This is a genomic window from Citricoccus sp. I39-566, assembly GCF_031432995.1.
Lineage (GTDB): Bacteria > Actinomycetota > Actinomycetes > Actinomycetales > Micrococcaceae > Citricoccus > Citricoccus nitrophenolicus_A.
In genome coordinates this window covers 2,745,168-2,762,889 of record NZ_CP133842.1, presented here as the reverse complement: position 1 = coordinate 2,762,889, position 17,722 = coordinate 2,745,168, and the positions used below count along the sequence as shown (strand labels likewise).

The 17,722-nt window shown below is 71.6% G+C and carries 15 protein-coding genes; 9 read left to right on the top strand and 6 right to left on the bottom strand.

Annotation, left to right across the window (positions count from 1 at the left end; genetic code table 11):
* The first annotated feature begins 3 nt into the window (after positions 1 to 3).
* The 4 genes from RE421_RS12655 to RE421_RS12640 all read left to right on the top strand — a co-directional run bounded on the left by RE421_RS12655 (position 4) and on the right by RE421_RS12640 (position 4,526).
* A complete protein-coding gene (locus tag RE421_RS12655; protein ID WP_309810489.1) occupies positions 4 to 1,743 on the top strand; it encodes a CTP synthase in 1,740 nt (579 codons plus the stop codon).
* The gene (locus RE421_RS12650; RefSeq protein WP_309810487.1) at positions 1,740 to 2,432 is read left to right on the top strand and encodes an NUDIX hydrolase; all 693 of its coding nucleotides are present in this window, start codon (positions 1,740 to 1,742) and stop codon (positions 2,430 to 2,432) included. Before RE421_RS12655 ends, RE421_RS12650 begins: the two co-directional genes overlap by 4 nt.
* Complete coding sequence (locus RE421_RS12645; RefSeq protein WP_309810485.1) at positions 2,429 to 3,574, top strand: site-specific tyrosine recombinase XerD; 1,146 nt, start codon at positions 2,429 to 2,431, stop codon at positions 3,572 to 3,574. The genes RE421_RS12650 and RE421_RS12645 overlap by 4 nt, the downstream gene beginning before the upstream one ends.
* A gap of 61 nt (positions 3,575 to 3,635) precedes the next feature.
* Complete coding sequence (locus RE421_RS12640) at positions 3,636 to 4,526, top strand: hypothetical protein (RefSeq protein WP_309810483.1); 891 nt, start codon at positions 3,636 to 3,638, stop codon at positions 4,524 to 4,526.
* 63 nt (positions 4,527 to 4,589) lie between these two features.
* Here the strand turns inward: RE421_RS12640 and RE421_RS12635 are convergent, their stop codons facing one another.
* From RE421_RS12635 to RE421_RS12620, 4 genes are read right to left on the bottom strand one after another with little or no spacing between them, the layout of a single operon-like run.
* Positions 4,590 to 5,744, bottom strand: a complete 1,155-nt coding sequence (locus tag RE421_RS12635) for a bifunctional 2-methylcitrate synthase/citrate synthase (protein ID WP_309810481.1) — start codon at positions 5,742 to 5,744, stop codon at positions 4,590 to 4,592.
* 37 nt (positions 5,745 to 5,781) lie between these two features.
* Positions 5,782 to 6,720 (bottom strand): methylisocitrate lyase, encoded by a 939-nt coding sequence (prpB, locus tag RE421_RS12630; RefSeq protein ID WP_309810479.1) that lies wholly within the window; start codon positions 6,718 to 6,720, stop codon positions 5,782 to 5,784.
* 1 nt (position 6,721) lies between these two features.
* Complete coding sequence (locus tag RE421_RS12625; protein ID WP_309810477.1) at positions 6,722 to 8,239, bottom strand: MmgE/PrpD family protein; 1,518 nt, start codon at positions 8,237 to 8,239, stop codon at positions 6,722 to 6,724.
* Positions 8,236 to 8,928 carry a GntR family transcriptional regulator gene (locus RE421_RS12620; protein ID WP_309810475.1) on the bottom strand — a complete coding sequence of 231 codons (693 nt, stop codon included), beginning with the start codon at positions 8,926 to 8,928 and terminating at the stop codon, positions 8,236 to 8,238. Before RE421_RS12620 ends, RE421_RS12625 begins: the two co-directional genes overlap by 4 nt.
* A gap of 153 nt (positions 8,929 to 9,081) precedes the next feature.
* Between RE421_RS12620 and RE421_RS12615 the strand changes: the two genes are divergently transcribed.
* The gene (locus tag RE421_RS12615; RefSeq protein ID WP_309810472.1) at positions 9,082 to 11,037 is read left to right on the top strand and encodes an AMP-binding protein; all 1,956 of its coding nucleotides are present in this window, start codon (positions 9,082 to 9,084) and stop codon (positions 11,035 to 11,037) included.
* On the opposite strand, the gene RE421_RS12610 is transcribed toward RE421_RS12615, so the two are convergent.
* Both RE421_RS12610 and RE421_RS12605 read right to left on the bottom strand, forming a co-directional pair.
* Positions 11,034 to 11,756 (bottom strand): response regulator, encoded by a 723-nt coding sequence (locus tag RE421_RS12610; RefSeq protein WP_309810470.1) that lies wholly within the window; start codon positions 11,754 to 11,756, stop codon positions 11,034 to 11,036. The two genes, RE421_RS12615 and RE421_RS12610, sit on opposite strands and share 4 nt — an antisense overlap.
* Positions 11,746 to 13,467 carry an ATP-binding protein gene (locus tag RE421_RS12605; protein WP_309810467.1) on the bottom strand — a complete coding sequence of 574 codons (1,722 nt, stop codon included), beginning with the start codon at positions 13,465 to 13,467 and terminating at the stop codon, positions 11,746 to 11,748. Before RE421_RS12605 ends, RE421_RS12610 begins: the two co-directional genes overlap by 11 nt.
* Positions 13,468 to 13,614: 147 nt before the next feature.
* Between RE421_RS12605 and RE421_RS12600 the strand changes: the two genes are divergently transcribed.
* The 4 genes from RE421_RS12600 to scpB all read left to right on the top strand — a co-directional run bounded on the left by RE421_RS12600 (position 13,615) and on the right by scpB (position 17,678).
* Positions 13,615 to 15,024: a cation:dicarboxylate symporter family transporter gene (locus RE421_RS12600; protein WP_309810464.1), complete on the top strand. Its 1,410-nt coding sequence runs from the start codon at positions 13,615 to 13,617 to the stop codon at positions 15,022 to 15,024.
* A 253-nt stretch (positions 15,025 to 15,277) separates the two neighbouring features.
* On the top strand, positions 15,278 to 16,135 hold the full coding sequence (locus tag RE421_RS12595; RefSeq protein WP_309817402.1) for an AAA family ATPase: 858 nt from the start codon (positions 15,278 to 15,280) through the stop codon (positions 16,133 to 16,135).
* A 65-nt stretch (positions 16,136 to 16,200) separates the two neighbouring features.
* Positions 16,201 to 17,067 carry a ScpA family protein gene (locus RE421_RS12590; RefSeq protein ID WP_309817401.1) on the top strand — a complete coding sequence of 289 codons (867 nt, stop codon included), beginning with the start codon at positions 16,201 to 16,203 and terminating at the stop codon, positions 17,065 to 17,067.
* The gene (gene scpB, locus RE421_RS12585; protein ID WP_309810460.1) at positions 17,064 to 17,678 is read left to right on the top strand and encodes an SMC-Scp complex subunit ScpB; all 615 of its coding nucleotides are present in this window, start codon (positions 17,064 to 17,066) and stop codon (positions 17,676 to 17,678) included. Before RE421_RS12590 ends, scpB begins: the two co-directional genes overlap by 4 nt.
* Positions 17,679 to 17,722 lie beyond the last annotated feature (44 nt).

Here is a 17,722-nt window from a genome sequence, read left to right as displayed (position 1 = left end):
CGGGTGCTACGATCGAACTCCGTGGTGCAAAGAACCTCTCGCTTCCAGAAATCGCCCAACGCAACCCGCCAGATCTTCGTGACCGGCGGCGTGGCCTCCTCGCTCGGGAAGGGCCTGACGGCATCGTCGCTGGGCCACCTGCTCCGGGCCCGGGGACTGTCCGTGACCATGCAGAAGCTGGACCCGTACCTGAACGTGGATCCCGGCACCATGAACCCCTTCCAGCACGGCGAGGTCTTCGTCACCGAGGACGGGGCGGAGACGGACCTGGACCTGGGCCACTATGAGCGGTTCCTGGACGAGGACCTCGACGGCCTGAACAACGTCACCACCGGTCAGGTCTACTCGACCGTCATCGAGAAGGAACGGCGCGGTGACTACCTGGGGGACACGGTCCAGGTCATCCCCCACATCACGGACGAGATCAAGCGGCGCATGCGCCTTCCCGCCACCTGGGGCGGGAGCTCGGACCAGCAGGATGCGCGGACCGCCGGCCGCACCGCGCCGGATGTCATCATCACCGAGATCGGCGGCACGGTTGGCGACATCGAGTCCCAGCCGTTCCTGGAGGCGGCCCGCCAGGTGCGCCAGGACATCGGCCGGGACAACGTCTTCTTCGTCCACGTCTCCCTGGTGCCCTACATCGGCCCCTCGCACGAGCTGAAGACCAAGCCCACCCAGCACTCCGTGGCGGCCCTGCGGTCCATCGGCATCCAGCCGGACGCCATCGTCATCCGGTCGGACCGCGAGGTACCCCAGGACGTCCGGGACAAGATCGCCCGGATGTGCGATGTGGACACGGACGCCGTCATCAACTGCGCCGACGCCCCCTCGATCTATGACATCCCGAAGATCATCCACGCCCAGGGCCTCGACGCCTACGTGGTGCAGGCGCTGGACCTGAAGTTCAAGGACGTCGACTTCTCCACGTGGGACCGCCTGATCGAGGTGGTCCACCACCCCGTCCACGAGGTGGAGATCGCGCTGGTGGGCAAGTACATCGACCTGCCGGACTCCTACCTGTCCGTGACCGAGGCCCTGCGGGCCGGGGGCTTCGGCAACGACGCCCGGGTGAGCCTGCGCTGGATCGCCTCGGACGAATGCGAGACCCCCCAGGGGGCCCGCAGCGCCCTGGACGGCGTGGACGCGATCTGCGTCCCGGGCGGCTTCGGCGTCCGGGGCCTGGACGGCAAGATCGGCGCCCTGCGCCACGCCCGTGAGAACGGCATCCCGACCCTCGGCCTGTGCCTGGGGCTGCAGACCATGGTCATGGAGTACGCCCGGAACGTGCTGGGCCTGGCGGATGCCTCCTCCACCGAGTTCGAGCCGGACACGGGGCACCCGGTGATCGCGACCATGGCGGAGCAGGAGCAGATCGTCGCCGGTGACGGCGACCTCGGCGGCACCATGCGCCTGGGGTCCTACCCGGCCACCCTGGTGGCCGGGTCCGTGGTGGCGGAGGCCTACGGCAGCACCGCGGTCACCGAGCGCCACCGCCATCGCTACGAGGTCAACAACGAGTACCGGGGCCAGCTCGAAGACGCGGGCCTGGTCATCTCCGGCACGTCCCCGGACGGCACGCTCGTGGAGTTCGTGGAGCTGCCGCGCCAGGACCACCCGTATTACGTCTCCACCCAGGCACACCCGGAGTTCAAGTCCCGCCCCACCGCCCCCCACCCCCTGTTCGCCGGACTGGTGGCCGCCGCCCTGGCGCGCCGGGCCGCCGTCGCGCCCACCCCATGACGCGCCGTCCTGGACCGCCCGTCACAGCGCCGGTCCCCTACACCGGGCACGACGGCGGCCCGGTCGCGGATGTGCCCGCCCCCCGCCCCGCGGTGCGGACCGAGACGGCGTTCTCCGGGGCGGTCTGGGACGTCACGCGCGAGTCCTTCCGGATGGCGCCGGATGACCCCGAGGTGCTGGTCCGGGAGCTCATCCGGCACCCCGGTGCGGTGGCGGTGGTGGCCCTGGACGGCCAGGACCGGGTCCGGCTGATCCGGCAGTACCGCCACCCCGTGGGGGAGGAGCTCTGGGAGATCCCCGCCGGCCTGCTGGACGTGCCCGGCGAGTCGCTCGTGGACGCCGCCCGGCGGGAACTGGCCGAGGAGGCCGACCTGCGGGCCGAGCGGTGGGAGGTGCTGGCCGACTTCTACACCACACCCGGTTCCTCCTCCGAGGGGATCCGCGTGTTCCTGGCCCGTGGGCTCTCCGAGGTCCCCGCCGCCGAACGCCACGAGCGCACCGGTGAGGAGGCCGGGATGCCCCTGGCCTGGGTCCCCCTCGAGGAGGCCGTGCAGGCGGTGCTCGCCGGCCGGCTGCGCAACCCCTCCCTCGTGGTGGGGCTGCTGGCCCTGGCCGCTCACCGGGGTCGGGACGACGCGGCGCTACGGCCGGCGGACGCACCCTGGCGCGGCCGTCCCCCGGTGGCATGAGCGCCGCCCCGAGCCCCGACGCGGCGGAGCCGACCCCCCGGACCCTCCGGCGCCCGGCCGAGGCCTACCTGGACCACCTCGCCGTGGAGCGGGGCATGTCCGTGAACACCCTGGCGGCATACCGCCGGGACGTGCACCGCTACCTGGGCTGGTTGGTGTCCCAGGGCGTGGGCGAGCCGCGGCAGGTCACCCGGCTTCATGTGACCGGCTTCCTCCAGGCCCTGGGGACCGGGGCGGACGGCGGACACCCGCTCGCGCCGCGATCCGCCGCCCGGACCATCGTGGCCGTGCGGGGGATGCACCGGTTCTGGACGCTGGAGCAGCTCACGGAGACGGACCCGGCCCAGGACGTCACCCCGCCGCGACCGGCCCAGGAACTGCCGAAGGCCATCCGGGTGGATCAGGTCACCGCCCTGCTGGAGGCCGTCCCCACGGACACGGCCCCCGGGCTGCGGGACCGGGCCCTGCTCGAGTTCCTCTATGCCACCGGGGCACGGATCTCCGAGGCCGTCGGCCTGGACGTGGACGACGTCATCGGGGCCGTCCGGGGTCCCGCCGACGGGCCTGGCCATGAGCGCGGGCCCGGGGGCACCGAGGCGGGCGGGCCGGGGGAGCCGGGGTCCGCCGTCGTGCGCCTGTTCGGCAAGGGCTCCAAGGAGCGGGTGGTGCCGCTGGGCTCCTACGCGGCTGCCGCCCTCGAGGCGTGGCTGGTCCGGGGCCGGCCCGCGCTGTCCGCGCGGGCCGGGACCGGGGGCCCGGCACTGTTCCTGAACCAGCGCGGCGGGCGGCTGTCCCGCCAATCCGCGTGGAGCATCCTGAAGGGCGCCGCCGAGAGGGCGGGGTTGGACGTGGAGGTCTCCCCGCACACCCTGCGCCACTCCTTCGCGACCCACCTGCTCGAGGGCGGGGCGGACGTCCGCGTGGTGCAGGAGCTGCTGGGCCACGCCTCGGTCACCACCACGCAGGTCTACACCCTCGTCACCGCTGACACGCTGCGCGAGGTGTACGCCGCGGCCCACCCGCGCGCGCTGGCCCGGCCGGACCTCCCGGGGGGATCACGATCCCACAACGTCCTGAGGAACGGTGCTGACGGGGTCCGGCAGCGATGGTGTGATGGGGAGGACCCGTTGGACGACAGGTAGACCCTCGCGCCTCCCGGCCCGGTGTGGGGTGCTCCCTCCCGGGGCCGGTGAGGTGACCCCCATGACCATTGCTACCCCCTCCGCCGGAGCTGCCGTCTGCGGCCGCCGGACCACCGTCCTCGGCCTCGGGCTGGGCGCCGCCCTGCTGCTGAGCGCCTGTGGCGGTGCCGGCGGCGAGCCCTCCGAGACGGCCGGGGCCCCCACCACCCCCGCGGAGACCGTCACCGAGACCGCGAGCCCCAGCGCCACGGCGACCCCCAGTGTCACCGTCACCGAGACGGCCTCCGCCTCACCGACCGCGGGGGACAGCCCGGCCGGGGCCACCCAGGGCTACACTTCCGAGTCGGGGGTCTTCACGTGGAGATTCCCGGAGACCTGGAGCGCCAGCCAGGAGGACTACAACGAGGAGCTGCTGGACTACCAGGGGGTGCCCTACGAGGAGGTGCTCTTCCAGGACTCGGAGGGCATCACGCAGTACAGGACCACCACCGGGCTCGGCCCCACCGACAACGACGGGCCGAAGCCAGACGTGGTCGAGGTCCTGGAGGCCGAGGAGCTGCCCGGGATCCCGGTGAACGAGAGGGAGGAGGCCACCGGCTCCGGCCCTGTCTGGTACCGGGCGAGCCTCTATCAGGCCAACGAGGACGTCCCGGACCTCGTGTCCTTCGAGGGCGGGGAGTTCCTGCTGTCCGTGCAGGTGGTCAACATCTCCGAGGACCTCGACCCCGAGGCGGGCGATGACTCCCACTGGTCCTCGTGGTTCTACGAGCAACCCCCGGCCGAGGGCTTCGAGGCCGGGGCCGCCGCGGTCCTGTCCGGCAGCGTCACCCAGGACACGGCGGAGGAGGTCACCGGACTCGAAGCCGAGGAGGCCATGAGGGCGTTCCTCGAGACCGAGGAGTACGGCCAGCTGCGGTCCGTGGCCACGTCCATGGAGGTCACCGCTCCCTGAGAAGGCATGGTGCGGCAGGGGTCACTGGTGATCCCTGCCGCACCATGCCTCTGGTGGCCTGGGTCAGGCGCCGGGGAGGTGCCGCTCGTCCGGACCGTTGTAGGCGGAGAGCGGGCGGATGAGGGAGTTGGATGCGCGTTGCTCCATGATGTGCGCCGTCCAGCCGGTCACCCGGGCGGCGATGAACAGCGGGGTGAACAGCTCGGTGTCGAAGCCCATCAGGTGGTAGGTGGGCCCGGCCGGATAGTCGAGGTTCGGCTTGATCTGCTTGGCCTCCTCCATGGCGGCCTCCAGGCCGTTGTAGAGCCCCTGGATCTCGTGCCGGCCGAAGTGCTCGATCATCGCGTCGAGCGCCTTCTTCATGGTCGGCACCCGGGAGTCACCGTGCTTGTAGACGCGGTGGCCGAAGCCCATGACCTTCTTCTTCTGGGCCAGGGCGTCCTCCATCCACGCCTTGGCCCGGTCCTTGGCCTGTTCCTGCGACTCCTCCGGCCGGATGCCGATCTCGTCGAAGGTGTGCATGACGGCCTCGTTGGCGCCGCCGTGCAGGGAGCCCTTGAGCGCGCCGATGGCCCCGGTCACGGCCGAGTGCAGGTCTGCCAGCGTGGAGGTGACCACGCGGGCCGTGAACGTTGAGGCGTTGAAGGAGTGCTCCGCGTACAGCACCATGGACACCCGGAAGGCGTCCACCACGGCCGGGTCGGCCTCCTCGCCGAAGGTCATCCACAGGAAGTTCTGGGAGTAGTCCAGGTCCTCGCGCGGGGCCACCGGCTCGGTGGGGCCGCCGTCGGTGCGCCGGCGCTGCTCGTAGGCGACGACGGCGGGCAGCTGGGCGAACAGGGTCGCCGCCTTCTCCATCTCGGCCTCGGGGGAGGAGTCCTCCGAGCGCGGGTGCTGGGCGCCGAGGATGGACACGGCCGTGCGGACGGAGTCCATCGGGTGGCAGGTGACCGGCAGCAGGTCCAGCGCGGTCTTCACGTCCTCGCTCAGGGAGCGGTGGGCCCGCTCCTGGGAGGTGAACTCCGCGAGCTGGGCGTCCGTGGGCAGCTCGCCGTTCAGCAGCAGGTAGGCCACTGCCTCGAACGGCAGGGACGCCGCCAGCTCCTGGACGGGGTAGCCGCGGTACAGCAGGGAGTTGGTCTCGGGATTGACCTTCGAGATGGCGGTGTAGTCCGCCACCACTCCGGCGAGTCCCTTCTTGATCTCGGTCTCAGTCATGGGATGTCCTTTCGGGACGAGGGGGTCTGCTCCAGCGTCAGGCGTCTGCGCCGTGGGCCGGGGCCTCGAGCCCCGGGACAGAGAAGTTGAACACGGAGGAATCGAAGCCGTTGTAGCCCTCGTAGTCCACGAGCTCGTACAGTCGTGCCCTGGTCAGCATCTCACCGACGGCACCCTGCTGGGTACCCTCGGCGCGGATCGTGGACAGGGTCCGTTCCATGGCGCCGAGCGCCGAGCGCAACAGGGTCACCGGGTAGATCACCAGGGCCACACCGGCGGAGGCCAGCTGGTCCCGGGTGAACAGCTGGGACTTGCCGAACTCCGTCATGTTGGCCAGGACGGGCACGTCCACGGCCTTGCAGACGGCCTCGAACTCGGAGAGGTCCTTCATGGCCTCCGGGAAGATCGCGTCCGCGCCGGCGTCGACGAGGGCCTTGGCCCGGTCCACCGCCGCCTGCAGGCCACCGGCCCCGTCCACGCCGCGGATGTCCGTGCGCGCCATGATCAGGAAGTTCTCGTCCCGGCGGGCGCTCGCGGCCGCCGCCACCCGCTGGGTGGCCGTGGCCAGGTCCACCACGGACTTGTTGTCCAGGTGGCCGCACCGCTTGGGGTTGACCTGGTCCTCGAGGTGACAGCCGGCCAGCCCGGCGTTCTCGAGTTCCTGGATGGTGCGGGCCACGTTCATGGGCTCACCGAATCCGGTGTCCGCGTCCACGATGGCCGGCAGGTCCGTGACGCGGGCGATCTGCCCGGCCCGCTGGGCCACCTCGCTCAGGGTGGTGAGGCCGATGTCCGGCAACGCCAGCTCGTTGGCCAGTACGGCCCCGGAGATGTAGAGCCCGGAGAACCCCTGTTCCTGGACGAGCTTGGCGGAGATCGGGGTGTAGGCCCCGGGGAACTGCACGGCGGCGCCGGGCTGCAACAGTTCCCGGAGGCGCACCCGCTTCTCGGCGGCGGTCAGGTTCGAGTACAACATCTCAGAACAGTCCCTTCGGGGCGGCGGCGAGGTCGATGATGCCCGGGGCGGCTGCGATGTTCAGCTGGTCCAGCTCGCCGGCGCCCAGGGAGGCGGTGCGCTGGACGACGTCCAGGAAGCGGTCGATCTCCTCCGGGGCCACCAGGCCCTCGGCCAGGGTCCGGAACTTGGTGATGTACTGCTCCCGGGCGAAGGGGCGGGCACCCAGCGGGTGGGCATCGGCCACCGCGATCTCGTCCGTGATGGTCTCCCCGGCCGTGGTGGTGATGACCACCCGGCCGCCGAAGGCCTTCTCGGAGATGTCCAGGGAGTGATACCGGCGGGTCCACTCCGGGTCCTCCTGGGTGGTCACCTTGTTCCACAGCTCAACGGTGTCCGGACGTCCGGCCCGTTGGGGCGAGTAGGAGTCCACGTGGTGCCAGGCGCCGTCCTGCAGGGCCACGGTGAAGATGTAGGGGATCGAGTGGTCCAGGGTCTCCCGCGAGGCCCGCGGATCGTACTTCTGGGGGTCGTTGGCCCCGGAGCCGATCACGTAGTGGGTGTGGTGGGAGGTGTGGATGACGATCGACTCCACGGCGCCGCCGTCCCGCAGCTCCGGGTGCTCCCCGTGCAGCTTCCGGGCCAGGTCGATCCAGGCCTGGGCCTGGTACTCGGCGGAGTGCTCCTTCGTGTAGGTGTCCAGGATGGCGCGCTTGGCCTCACCGGGCTCCGGCAGCGGGACGGAGTAGCGGGCCTCCGGTCCGTCCAGCAGCCAGGCGATGACGCCGTCCTCGCCCTCGTAGATCGGCACGGGGGAGGTCTGGCCGCGCATCGCGCGATCCGCGGCCTCGACCGCCATCTTGCCGGCGAAGGCCGGGGCGTGGGCCTTCCACGTGGAGATCTCGCCCTTGCGGGACTGGCGCGTGGCCGTCGTCGTGTGCAGTCCCTGGCCGATGGCCTGGAAGATGGTCTCGGTGTCCAGGCCCAGCAGGGTGCCGATGCCGGCGGCGGCCGAGGGGCCCAGGTGGGCCACGTGGTCGATCTTGTGGGCGTGCAGGCAGATGGCCTTGACGAGGTCCACCTGGAGCTCGTAGCCGGTGGCGATGCCGCGGATCAGGTCCGCGCCCGTGGAGCCGCGGTGCTGGGCCACGGCCAGGATCGGCGGGATGTTGTCACCCGGATGGGAGTACTCGGCGGCCAGGAAGGTGTCGTGGTAGTCGAGCTCGCGCACGGCCACGCCGTTGGCCCAGGCGGCCCACTCGGGGGAGACCTTCTCGGTGATGCCGAAGACCGAGGCGCCCCCGCCCCCGGCCGTGGCCTCGTGGGTCAGGGCCTGGGCGCGGGCCGAGACGATGGGCCCCCGGTTCAGGGAGGCGATGGCCACGGAGGCGTTGTCGATGATCCGGTTGATCACCATCTCCTCCACCTCCGGGTCGATGGCCACCGGGTCGGTGGCGACCTCGGCCATCTTCCAGGCCAGCTGGTCCTTGCGGTCCAGGTTTTCCTCGGAACGGTAGACGCGGACGTCGTGGTTGATCATGGGGTCCTCTCCAGGGCGGATGTGGGGTGTTCGGTGGCTCGTTCGGTGGCTGGTTCGGGGGGCTGGTGCGACTGCAGGTGCGCCAGGGCGTGGTGCAGGTGCAGCGTGGTGGTGGCCGCGGCCAGTTCGGGGTTGCGCTGGGCCAGGGCCCGGGCGATGGCGCCGTGCTCCGTGGCGGAGGTGGAGAGCCGCACCGGGTCATTGCGGGAGAAGCGTCTCAGCCGGTCCAGGTGCACGCGCAGGGACTTCAGGTGCTGGGCCAGGTAGGCATTGGCGCAGGCGGCGTCCACGGCGGCATCCAGCTCGGTGGTCAGCCGGTAGTACTCCTCCGGGTCCTGGCCGCCGCGCAGCGGCTGGACGGCGGCGTCGAAGCGCGCGGCCAGGGCCGAGAAGACCTCCGGGTCGGCATGCTCGGCGGCCCGACGCGCGGCCAGGACCTCCAGCACCGTGCGCAGGTCGAACAGGTCGTCGGCCTCGGCGAGGGACACCTCGGTGACCACGGTGCCGCGCCCGCTGGACGGGGCCGCGAGGCCTTCGGCGACCAGGCGGCCGATGGCCTCACGCAGCGGGGTGCGGGACAGCCCGAGGCGTGCGGACTGCTCGACCTCGCCCAGCACCGACCCCGGCGGAAGGTGTCCATCGATGATGTCCCGCCGCAGGGTCCGGTAGGCACGTTCACTGGCTCTCACACCGGCCAGCGTATACACAAACCGTCCGCGATGGGAGTCAGCGGGCCGATACACGGCGAAACAGCACCGGATTCGCTGAAATTCTGTCATCTACGTATACATTTTTGGCACCGGGGGGTTTACGCGGCGTGACGCAGGCCATAGGTTGGGCGCATGTCCGAGTCGAATGAACCCGTGTCCGCCCCCTCCGCCTATGCGGACGTCTACCGGCGCTCCCTCGACGATCCGGAGGGATTCTGGCTGGAGGCGGCCGCGGCCATCGAGTGGACCGTGCCGCCCACCCGCGCCCTCGACGACGCCGCGGCTCCGCTCTACCGGTGGTTCCCGGACGGCCGGATGAACACGGCGGCCAACTGCCTGGACCGGCACCTCGCCGCCGGCCACGGCGAGCGCACGGCCATCATCTACGACTCGGCGGTGCTCGGCACCGTCGAGCACATCAGCTACGCGGAGCTGACCGACCGGGTGGCCCGCTTCGCCGGGGTGCTGAGGGCCCGGGGCGTGGGCGCGGGGGACCGCGTGGTGATCTACCTGCCGATGACCCCGGAGGCGCACGTGGCCATGCTGGCGTGCGCGAGGATCGGCGCCGTGCACTCCGTGGTGTTCGGCGGGTTCGCCGCCCGGGAGCTGGCCGTGCGGATCGACGATGCCCGTCCGGCGGCGATCGTGACCTCCTCCGGGGGCATCGAGCCGAGCCGCCGGGTCGAGTACCTGCCCGCCGTGGCCGAGGCCGTCGCCCTGGCCGAGCATGCCGTCGGCTCCATCATCGTCAAGCATCGCGAGGGCTTCGCCACCTCGCTCGAGGACGCGCGCGCCGCCGTCGGATCCTCCGGCGGGAGCCGCTGGCTGGACTGGGACGAGGCCGTGGCCGGCGCCGAGCCGGCCGCGCCCGTGGACGTGGCCGCCACGGACCCGCTGTACATCCTGTACACCTCAGGGACCACCGGCACGCCCAAGGGCGTGGTGCGGGACCACGGCGGCCATGCGGTCGCCCTGGCCTGGACCATGGCGAACATCTACGACGTCGGCCCCGGCCAGACGCTGTTCACCGCCTCGGACGTCGGCTGGGTGGTGGGACACTCCTATATCGTCTACGCGCCGCTGCTGGTGGGCGCCACCACCGTGCTGTACGAGGGCAAGCCCGTGGGCACGCCGGACGCCGGCGCCTTCTGGCGGGTGGCCGCCCAGCACGGGGTGCGCTCGCTGTTCACCGCGCCCACGGCGCTGCGGGCCATCCGCAAGATGGACCCGGAGGGCGCCCTGGCGGCCGAGCACGACCTGTCCGAGCTGCGGACGCTGTTCGCGGCGGGGGAACGCCTCGACCCGGAGACGCAGGGGTGGATCGGGGACCTGCTCGGGGTGCCCGTGGTGGACAACTGGTGGCAGACCGAGACCGGGTGGCCGATCGGCGCCAACCCCGTGGGGCTCGAGCCGCTGCCGGTCAAGACCGGCTCGTGCACCGCACCCTCACCGGGCTACGCGGTGCAGATCCTGGACGGTGCCGGTCAGCCGGTGCCGGCCGGGACGGAGGGCAACATCGCCCTGCGCCTGCCCCTGCCGCCCGGGACCCTGACCACCCTCTGGGGCGACGACCAGCGCTACATCGACTCCTACCTCAGCGCCTTCGAGGGCTTCTACGCCACCGGGGACTCCGGGCTGATCGACGAGGACGGCTACCTGTTCGTCATGGGCCGCACGGACGACGTCATCAACGTGGCCGGCCACCGCCTGTCCACCGGAGCGCTGGAACAGGCCCTCGCGAGCCATCCCGCGGTGGCGGAGTGCGCCGTGATCGGACTGGCCGACCCCCTCAAGGGCCAGCGGGCCGCCGGCTACGTGGTGCTGAAGTCCGGGGTGGCGGTGGACGGGGAGGCCGGCCTGCAGGCGCTGCTGGACGAGCTGCGCGCGGCGGTGCGCTCCACGGTCGGCGCCGTGGCGGACTTCAAGCAGGTGGCCGTGGTGGAGGCCCTGCCGAAGACCCGCTCCGGCAAGATCCTGCGCAAGACCATGCGGCAGATGGCCGACGGCGAGGAACACACCGTGCCCTCCACCATCGAGGACCGCTCCGTGCTGGAGGCCCTCGCCCCGGTCCTGCGCACGGGCCGCTAGGGCGACGTCCCGATCCACCGGTACTCGTTCTCCGGCCGCCCCGGCGTGCCGTGCCGAGCAGTGCGCTCCACGAGCCCCTGCCGGTAGAGGTGCTCCAGGTACCGCCTGGCCGTCACCCGGGAGGTCCCGACGGCGCCCCCCACCTCCCCGGCGCTGCGCCCGGTCCCGGGGTGGTCGGCGGCGGCCCGCAGGGCCGCGATGACGGTGGAGAGGGTGTCCTCCACCAGTCCCTTGGGCAGGTCGGAGGGCCCGCTGGTGCCGTGGTGGCGGAAGGCCCGGTCGACCTCCTCCTGGCTGCCGGCCGAGCCGGTGCCGGACAGCCCGGTGGACAACTCCCGTACGGAGCGGAGCCGCTCGGCGAACTCTGGGTAGCCGAAGGGCTTCACGAGGTACTGCACCACGCCCAGGGCCATGGCCTGGCGGATGGTCTCCATGTCCGTGGCCGCGGTCATGGCCAGCACGGCCCCCGTGAAGCCGGCCGAACGCATCCGGCGGAGCACCTCCAGGCCGTGCCCGTCCGGCAGGTTCATGTCCAGCAGCACCAGGTCCACGCCGAACGAGCCGTGCTCACGGCGTTGAGTGGACAGGAAGCGCACCGCGTCGGCCAGTGTGGGGGAGAGGTGCACCTGCCGGTAGCCCCCGGCTCGGGAGAGGTACTCCCCGTAGGTGGCCGCGGTCAGGGCCTCGTCCTCGACGATCAGCACCCGCTCACTGGTCATGGCGGTCTCCTGGGGGTGGGTGGTCCGGCGGTGGGGCCGCCGGCAGGGGCAGCTCCACCGTCAGCACGGTACCGGAGTCCAGGGCCAGATCCACCGTGCCGCCCAGGCTGGAGACCGTCTGGCGCACCAGGGCGAGCCCGATGCCGCGGCCGGCCAGGCCCGCGGGCTTGGTCGAGAAGCCGAGGTCGAACATCTGCGCACGGGCCTCCGGGGAGGGGCCCGGGCCGCCGTCGGCGACCTGCACGATCAGCCACCCGGAGTCCGTGCGGGCCTCCGCGTCGACCCACCGGTCCTGCGCCGGCCGGGTGGGGTCCCCGGCGGCATCGAGGGCGTTGTCCACCAGGTTGCCCAGGACGGTCACGAGATCCTGGGTGGAGAACCCGGTGGGGGAGTCCACCTCGAGGCGGTAGTCCATCCGGACGCCGCGCTCGCGGGCCTGCGCGGCCTTGGCGGCCAGCAGCGCCTGGACGGCCGGCTCGCCCGTGGGTCCGAGGGGAGCGGGCTGGGCCGCGGCGGTCGATCCCGCGCCGGTGGACAGGCCCGTGGACAGGCCCGTGGACAGCAGGCCGCGGGCCTCGTCGAGGCGTCCGAGCTCCAGCAGGGACAGCACCGTGTGCAGCCGGTTGCCGTGCTCGTGGGTCTGGGCGCGGAGGGCGTCCGTCAGGGACTGGGTGGTCTCCAGCTCCCGGTTCATGTCCTGGACCTCGGTGCGGTCGTAGAGCGTCACCACGGTGCCCGGCCCGTCGGCGGGGCGTGCACCGGTGAGCCGGGTGGGATGCTGGTTGACCACCAGAATCCGTCCGGGCACGGCGAAGAGCTCGTCCCGTGCGTCCCGTCCGGAGGCCATCAGCCGTGCCAGTGGCTCGGGCAGCCCGAGGTCTGCCAGGTGGGCCGGACCCGGTGCGCCGTGCGCGGTCCTGCCGGACGGCGGGAGGGCCAGCAGTTCCGCCGCGCGGTCGTTGTACAGCTTGAGCTCCCCGTCGCCGTCGACCAGCACCATGCCCTCGTTCGCATTGTGCAGGGCCGTGTCCAGCAGGGCGAAGCGGTGGGCCAGCTCCTCGGGGCCGAGCCCGTGGGTGGTGCGCTCGAGATAGCGGCCCACCAGGGCGGCCCCGGCCAGGCCGAGCACGGCGATCAGGGCCATACCCAGGAAGAGGCGGGGGATCTGGGCCGCCACCGCGATGTCGAGCTCGGGGACCCGGTGTCCCACGCCGACGATGCCCACCACCGCGGTGCCCTCACCGACCGGGGCGAACACGGGGACGAGGGCCCGCAGGGACAGCCCGGCGGGCCCCGTGGCCACGGTGTCCACCTGGTCACGGCCGGACAGGACGTCCGTGAGGTCCTCCGGATACCGGGTGCCGTTCTGCGCCGGGTCACGGTGGGCGACGCGGGAGTAGTCCGTGCCGAAGAAGGTCACCCAGTCCACCTCGGCCTGGGCGGCCAGCTCGGTGGTGAGCGGCTGGAGCGCCGAGGTGGGGTCCGCCGCCGTGAACCCCTCCCGGATCCGGTCCTCGCCCGCGATCAGGTGGGCCGTGGCCAGGACGTTGCCGCGTTCCAGGGCGTAGACGGTCTGGTGGGTCTGCAGGTAGCTGAACGCCGCGAGGACCACGGTGATGACCATCAGGCCGATCAGGTGGGCCACCGCGAGCCGGCGGGCGATGCTCCACGGATGCTTCGGGGTGCGTGCCCCGCGATCCACCGTGCCCATCCGTCTCCTCGCCGTCGTGCCTGGATTGTCCGGACGTGGTCCACCGTGAACTTTATGACCGCAAGGTGACCTGCGGCACAGCCGGTGGTGATGATCGTCGCAACCCATCCAACCGCGGGCCGACGGCCCCACTGTAGAGGACGAGTCATGACCCAGCACACACCGCAGAGTATCGACCGGACAGACCCGGTCACGAAGAAGGACCGCACCCACTGGCTCTACATCATGGTGATCGCCTCGGTGATCCTGGGGGCCGCCGTCGGGCTGATGTTCCCGGAGTTCGGGAAGTCACTGAAGCCCCTGGGCGACGGCTTCGTCTCCCTGATCAAGATGATGATCGGCCCGGTGATCTTCTGCACCATCGTGCTGGGGATCGGCTCCATCGCCAAGGCCGCCACCGTGGGCAAGGTGGGCGGCATGGCCCTGCTCTACTTCATGACCATGTCCACCTTCGCCCTGGGGATCGGCCTGGTGGTCGGCAACCTGGTGCATCCGGGCGAGGGGCTGGCCCTGACCCCCTATGACCCGGAGGCCGCACAGGCGGACCTGGACCCCACCGCGGCCTTCCTGCTGGACATCATCCCGGGCTCCGTCCCGGTGCTGCCCGTGCTGTTCGTGGCCCTGCTCGTCGGCTTCGCCCTGCAGGGGATGGGCGAGTCCGGCAAGCCGCTGCTCAAAGGTCTCGCCCTGATCCAGGGCGTGGTCTTCCGGATCCTCATGATGATCATGTGGATCGCCCCCGTCGGCGCCTTCGGGGCCATCGCGGCCGTGGTCGGCTCCACCGGGTGGTCCGCGATCGGGGCCATGGCCCTGCTGATGGGTGCGTTCTACGCCACCTGCGTCGTGTTCATCGTGGTGGTCCTGGGCGGGCTGCTGAAGCTGGTGACGGGTGTGAGCATCTTCAAGCTCATGAAGTACCTGGCCCGCGAGTACCTGCTGATCTTCGCCACCTCCTCCTCGGAGTCGGCCCTGCCCCGGCTCATCGCCAAGATGGAGCACGCCGGCGTGCACAAGTCCGTCGTCGGCGTGACCGTCCCCACCGGCTACTCCTTCAACCTGGACGGGACCGCCATCTACCTGACCATGGCCGCACTCTTCGTCTCCAACGCCATGGGGCTCGAGATGAACCTCGGCGAGCAGATCGGGCTGCTGGTGTTCATGATCATCGCCTCCAAGGGCGCCGCCGGGGTGACCGGTGCCGGCCTGGCCACCCTGGCCGCCGGCCTCCAGGCCCACCAGCCGCAACTGCTCGGCGGCATGGGCGTGATCGTGGGCATCGACAAGTTCATGTCCGAGGCCCGCGCCCTGACGAACTTCACCGGCAACGCGGTGGCCACGGTCCTCATCGGCAAGTGGGTCGGCGAGTTCGACGCCGCCCAGGCCGACCGGGCGCTCTCCGGCCAGGACGTCTTCGATGAGGAAATGGTCGTCAACCACGGACTCGACGACGCGGATGCGGGTGAGGACGCCGCCCTGACCGCCTCCTCGGCGGGCCCGGACGCGGAGGGTGAGGTCGAGCCCGACCGGGAGCTGGTGGGGACCCACCCCCGCCGCTGACGCCCGAGGCCACCCCTCGACGCCACCCCGTGGCGTCGAGGGGTGGCCCTACACCTTCAGCCTGCGGTTGAACGTCAAGGCTCGCCGGAGGGCGCACGGAATTTTCTGCGCAGCCGACGATCCGGACTAGGGTGTATCCATGCCGCAGCAGCTTGCGTTGTTCAGCGTGGGTGAGCTCACGGTACGGCGGACACATGGACCAACGGCAGGAGACGGCAGCATCGTGAACCAGGAAGAGCCCACGCCAGTCCTCATGATCACCGGTGACCCGGTCATCGGACCCACGGGACGGCCCAAGCATGATTTCCCGGAGCCGGTGCAGCTAGACACCCACGGTCCCGCCCGCGTGATCTCCATGGTCAACCAGAAGGGCGGGGTGGGCAAGACCACCTCCACCATCAACCTCGGGGCGGCCCTGGCCAGCTACGGCCGCAAGGTGCTCATGGTGGACTTCGATCCCCAGGGCGCCCTGTCCGCCGGCCTCGGCGTGAGCCCCCACGAGCTGGACACCACCGTCTACAACGTCATGATGGAGCGGTCCGTCACGGCCCGGGACGCCATCGTGGCCACCGAGTTCGAGAACATCGACCTGTTGCCGGCCAACATCGACCTCTCCGCCGCCGAGGTCCAGCTCGTCAACGAGGTGGCCCGCGAGCAGGTCCTGGAACGCTCGCTGCGGACGGTCCGGGACGACTACGACATCGTCCTGGTGGACTGCCAGCCGTCCCTGGGCCTGCTCACGGTCAACGCGCTGACCGCGTCCCACGGCGTGATCATCCCGCTGACGGCGGAGTTCTTCGCCCTGCGCGCGGTGGCCCTGCTCGTGGAGACCATCGAGAAGATCCAGGACCGGATCAACCCGGACCTGGAGATCGACGGCGTGCTGGCCACCATGTTCGACGCCCGGACCCTGCACTCCAAGGAGGTCGTGGGCCGACTCGTGGAGGCCTTCGGGGACCGCGTCTTCGAGACGGTGATCAAGCGCTCCATCAAGTTCGCCGACGCCACGGTGGCGGCCGAGCCCATGACGACGTTCGCCCAGAACCACGAGGGTGCCAAGGCCTACCGCACGCTGGCCCGCGAGCTGATCTGGCGCGGCGGAGCCCCGTGACCCCACGCGCCGGGGCGCCCGCCCCGGCGACCCGCAGGGGACCGGGGGACGACCTCGCCGCCGGCCTGGACGGGGACGAGGGTGTCCCATCCGGCTTCTCCGTGTCGCTGGCGAACTTCGCCGGCCCCTTCGACCTGCTGCTGTCCCTGATCGCCCGGCATCAGCTGGACATCACCGAGGTGGCCCTGGCCGAGGTCACGGACGAGTTCATCGCCTACGTCACCGGCCTCCGGGATCCGGACGGCGCCCGGACCGGCCGCGACCTCGACGCGTTGGAGGCCTCGAGCGCGTTCCTGGTGGTGGCGGCCACCCTGCTGGACCTCAAGACCGCCCGGCTGCTGCCCGCCGGAACCTCGGACGCCGAGGAGGACGTGGCCCTGCTCGAGGCCCGGGACCTGCTCTTCGCGCGGCTGCTCCAGTACAAGGCCTTCCGGGACATCTCCACGCTCATGAGCCAGAAGATGCAGGCCGAGTCCCACCGCCTCCCGCGCCAGACCACGCTGGACCCGCGGTTCGCCTCCGTGCTGCCGGAGCTCGTGTGGACACTGAGCCCGGAGCAGTTCGGCGCGCTGGCCGAGGAGGTGCTGGCCCGGCCCGCGCGTCAGCCGGAGCAGGTCGGCCTCGCCCACCTGCACGCCCCGCCCGTCTCCGTCCGGGAGCAGAGCGGCCTGCTGGCCGCACGGCTGCGCCAGGCGGGCCGCCTCACCTTCCGTGAGCTGGTGTCCGACGCCGGCTCCACCCTCGTGGTCGTGGCCCGTTTCCTGGCGCTGCTGGAGATGTTCCGGGACCGGGCGGTCACCTTCGACCAGGAGGTTCCGCTGGGGGAACTGGTCGTCCGCTGGGACCCGGCGGCGCCGGACCAGATGCCGGACTCCGGTGCCGAGTGGGACGACGATCCCGACCGAGATCCCGACCGAGAGGACGAGCCATGAGCGAGGTGCCGCCCGAGGACCCCGGCGGCGAGGGGCAACTGCGTGAGCGTCTCGAGGCCGTCCTGATGGTGGTGGACGAGCCGGTGAGCGTGGCGCAGCTGGCAGAGGCGGCGGGCGCTGACCACGGCACGGTGGCCGCCGTGCTCTCCGCCCTGGCCCGGGACTATGACGGTCACTCGGGTGCCCCTCGCCGGGGCTTCGAGCTGCGGGAGCTGGCCGGTGGCTGGCGCATCTACTCCCGTCCGGCGCACGCGGACGTGGTGGAGCGCTTCATCGTGGAGGGCCAGACGGCACGGCTGACCCAGGCAGCCTTGGAGACGCTGGCCGTGGTGGCCTACCTGCAGCCGGTGACCCGGTCCCGGGTGGCGGGGATCCGGGGCGTGAACTCTGACTCCGTCATGCGCACCCTCGTCAGCCGCGGCCTCGCGGCGGAGGCCGGCACCGATCCCCACACCGGGGCCGTGCTGTACGAGACCACGGGCTACCTGCTGGAGATGCTGGGGATCGGCAGCCTGCAGGAGCTGCCCAGGCTCTCCGCGCACCTGCCGGGGCTGTCCGAGCTGGGCGACCTGGCCGCCACGGACGAGGCGTTCCGCGGCAGCGGCCTGTGAGCCGCGCCACCGGATCCGCCCGGTTGCGGCCTGCGGCCCCCCTC

Coding starts and splice junctions, on each gene's coding strand:
- RE421_RS12645 (WP_309810485.1), top strand. CDS start 2,429: ATGAGCGCCGCCCCGAGCCCCGACGCGGCGGAGCCGACCCCCCGGACC.
- RE421_RS12605 (WP_309810467.1), bottom strand. CDS start 13,467: ATGGGCACGGTGGATCGCGGGGCACGCACCCCGAAGCATCCGTGGAGC.
- RE421_RS12640 (WP_309810483.1), top strand. CDS start 3,636: ATGACCATTGCTACCCCCTCCGCCGGAGCTGCCGTCTGCGGCCGCCGG.
- RE421_RS12595 (WP_309817402.1), top strand. CDS start 15,278: ATGATCACCGGTGACCCGGTCATCGGACCCACGGGACGGCCCAAGCAT.
- prpB (WP_309810479.1), bottom strand. CDS start 6,720: ATGTTGTACTCGAACCTGACCGCCGCCGAGAAGCGGGTGCGCCTCCGG.
- RE421_RS12625 (WP_309810477.1), bottom strand. CDS start 8,239: ATGATCAACCACGACGTCCGCGTCTACCGTTCCGAGGAAAACCTGGAC.
- RE421_RS12650 (WP_309810487.1), top strand. CDS start 1,740: ATGACGCGCCGTCCTGGACCGCCCGTCACAGCGCCGGTCCCCTACACC.
- scpB (WP_309810460.1), top strand. CDS start 17,064: ATGAGCGAGGTGCCGCCCGAGGACCCCGGCGGCGAGGGGCAACTGCGT.
- RE421_RS12615 (WP_309810472.1), top strand. CDS start 9,082: ATGTCCGAGTCGAATGAACCCGTGTCCGCCCCCTCCGCCTATGCGGAC.
- RE421_RS12635 (WP_309810481.1), bottom strand. CDS start 5,744: ATGACTGAGACCGAGATCAAGAAGGGACTCGCCGGAGTGGTGGCGGAC.
- RE421_RS12610 (WP_309810470.1), bottom strand. CDS start 11,756: ATGACCAGTGAGCGGGTGCTGATCGTCGAGGACGAGGCCCTGACCGCG.
- RE421_RS12600 (WP_309810464.1), top strand. CDS start 13,615: ATGACCCAGCACACACCGCAGAGTATCGACCGGACAGACCCGGTCACG.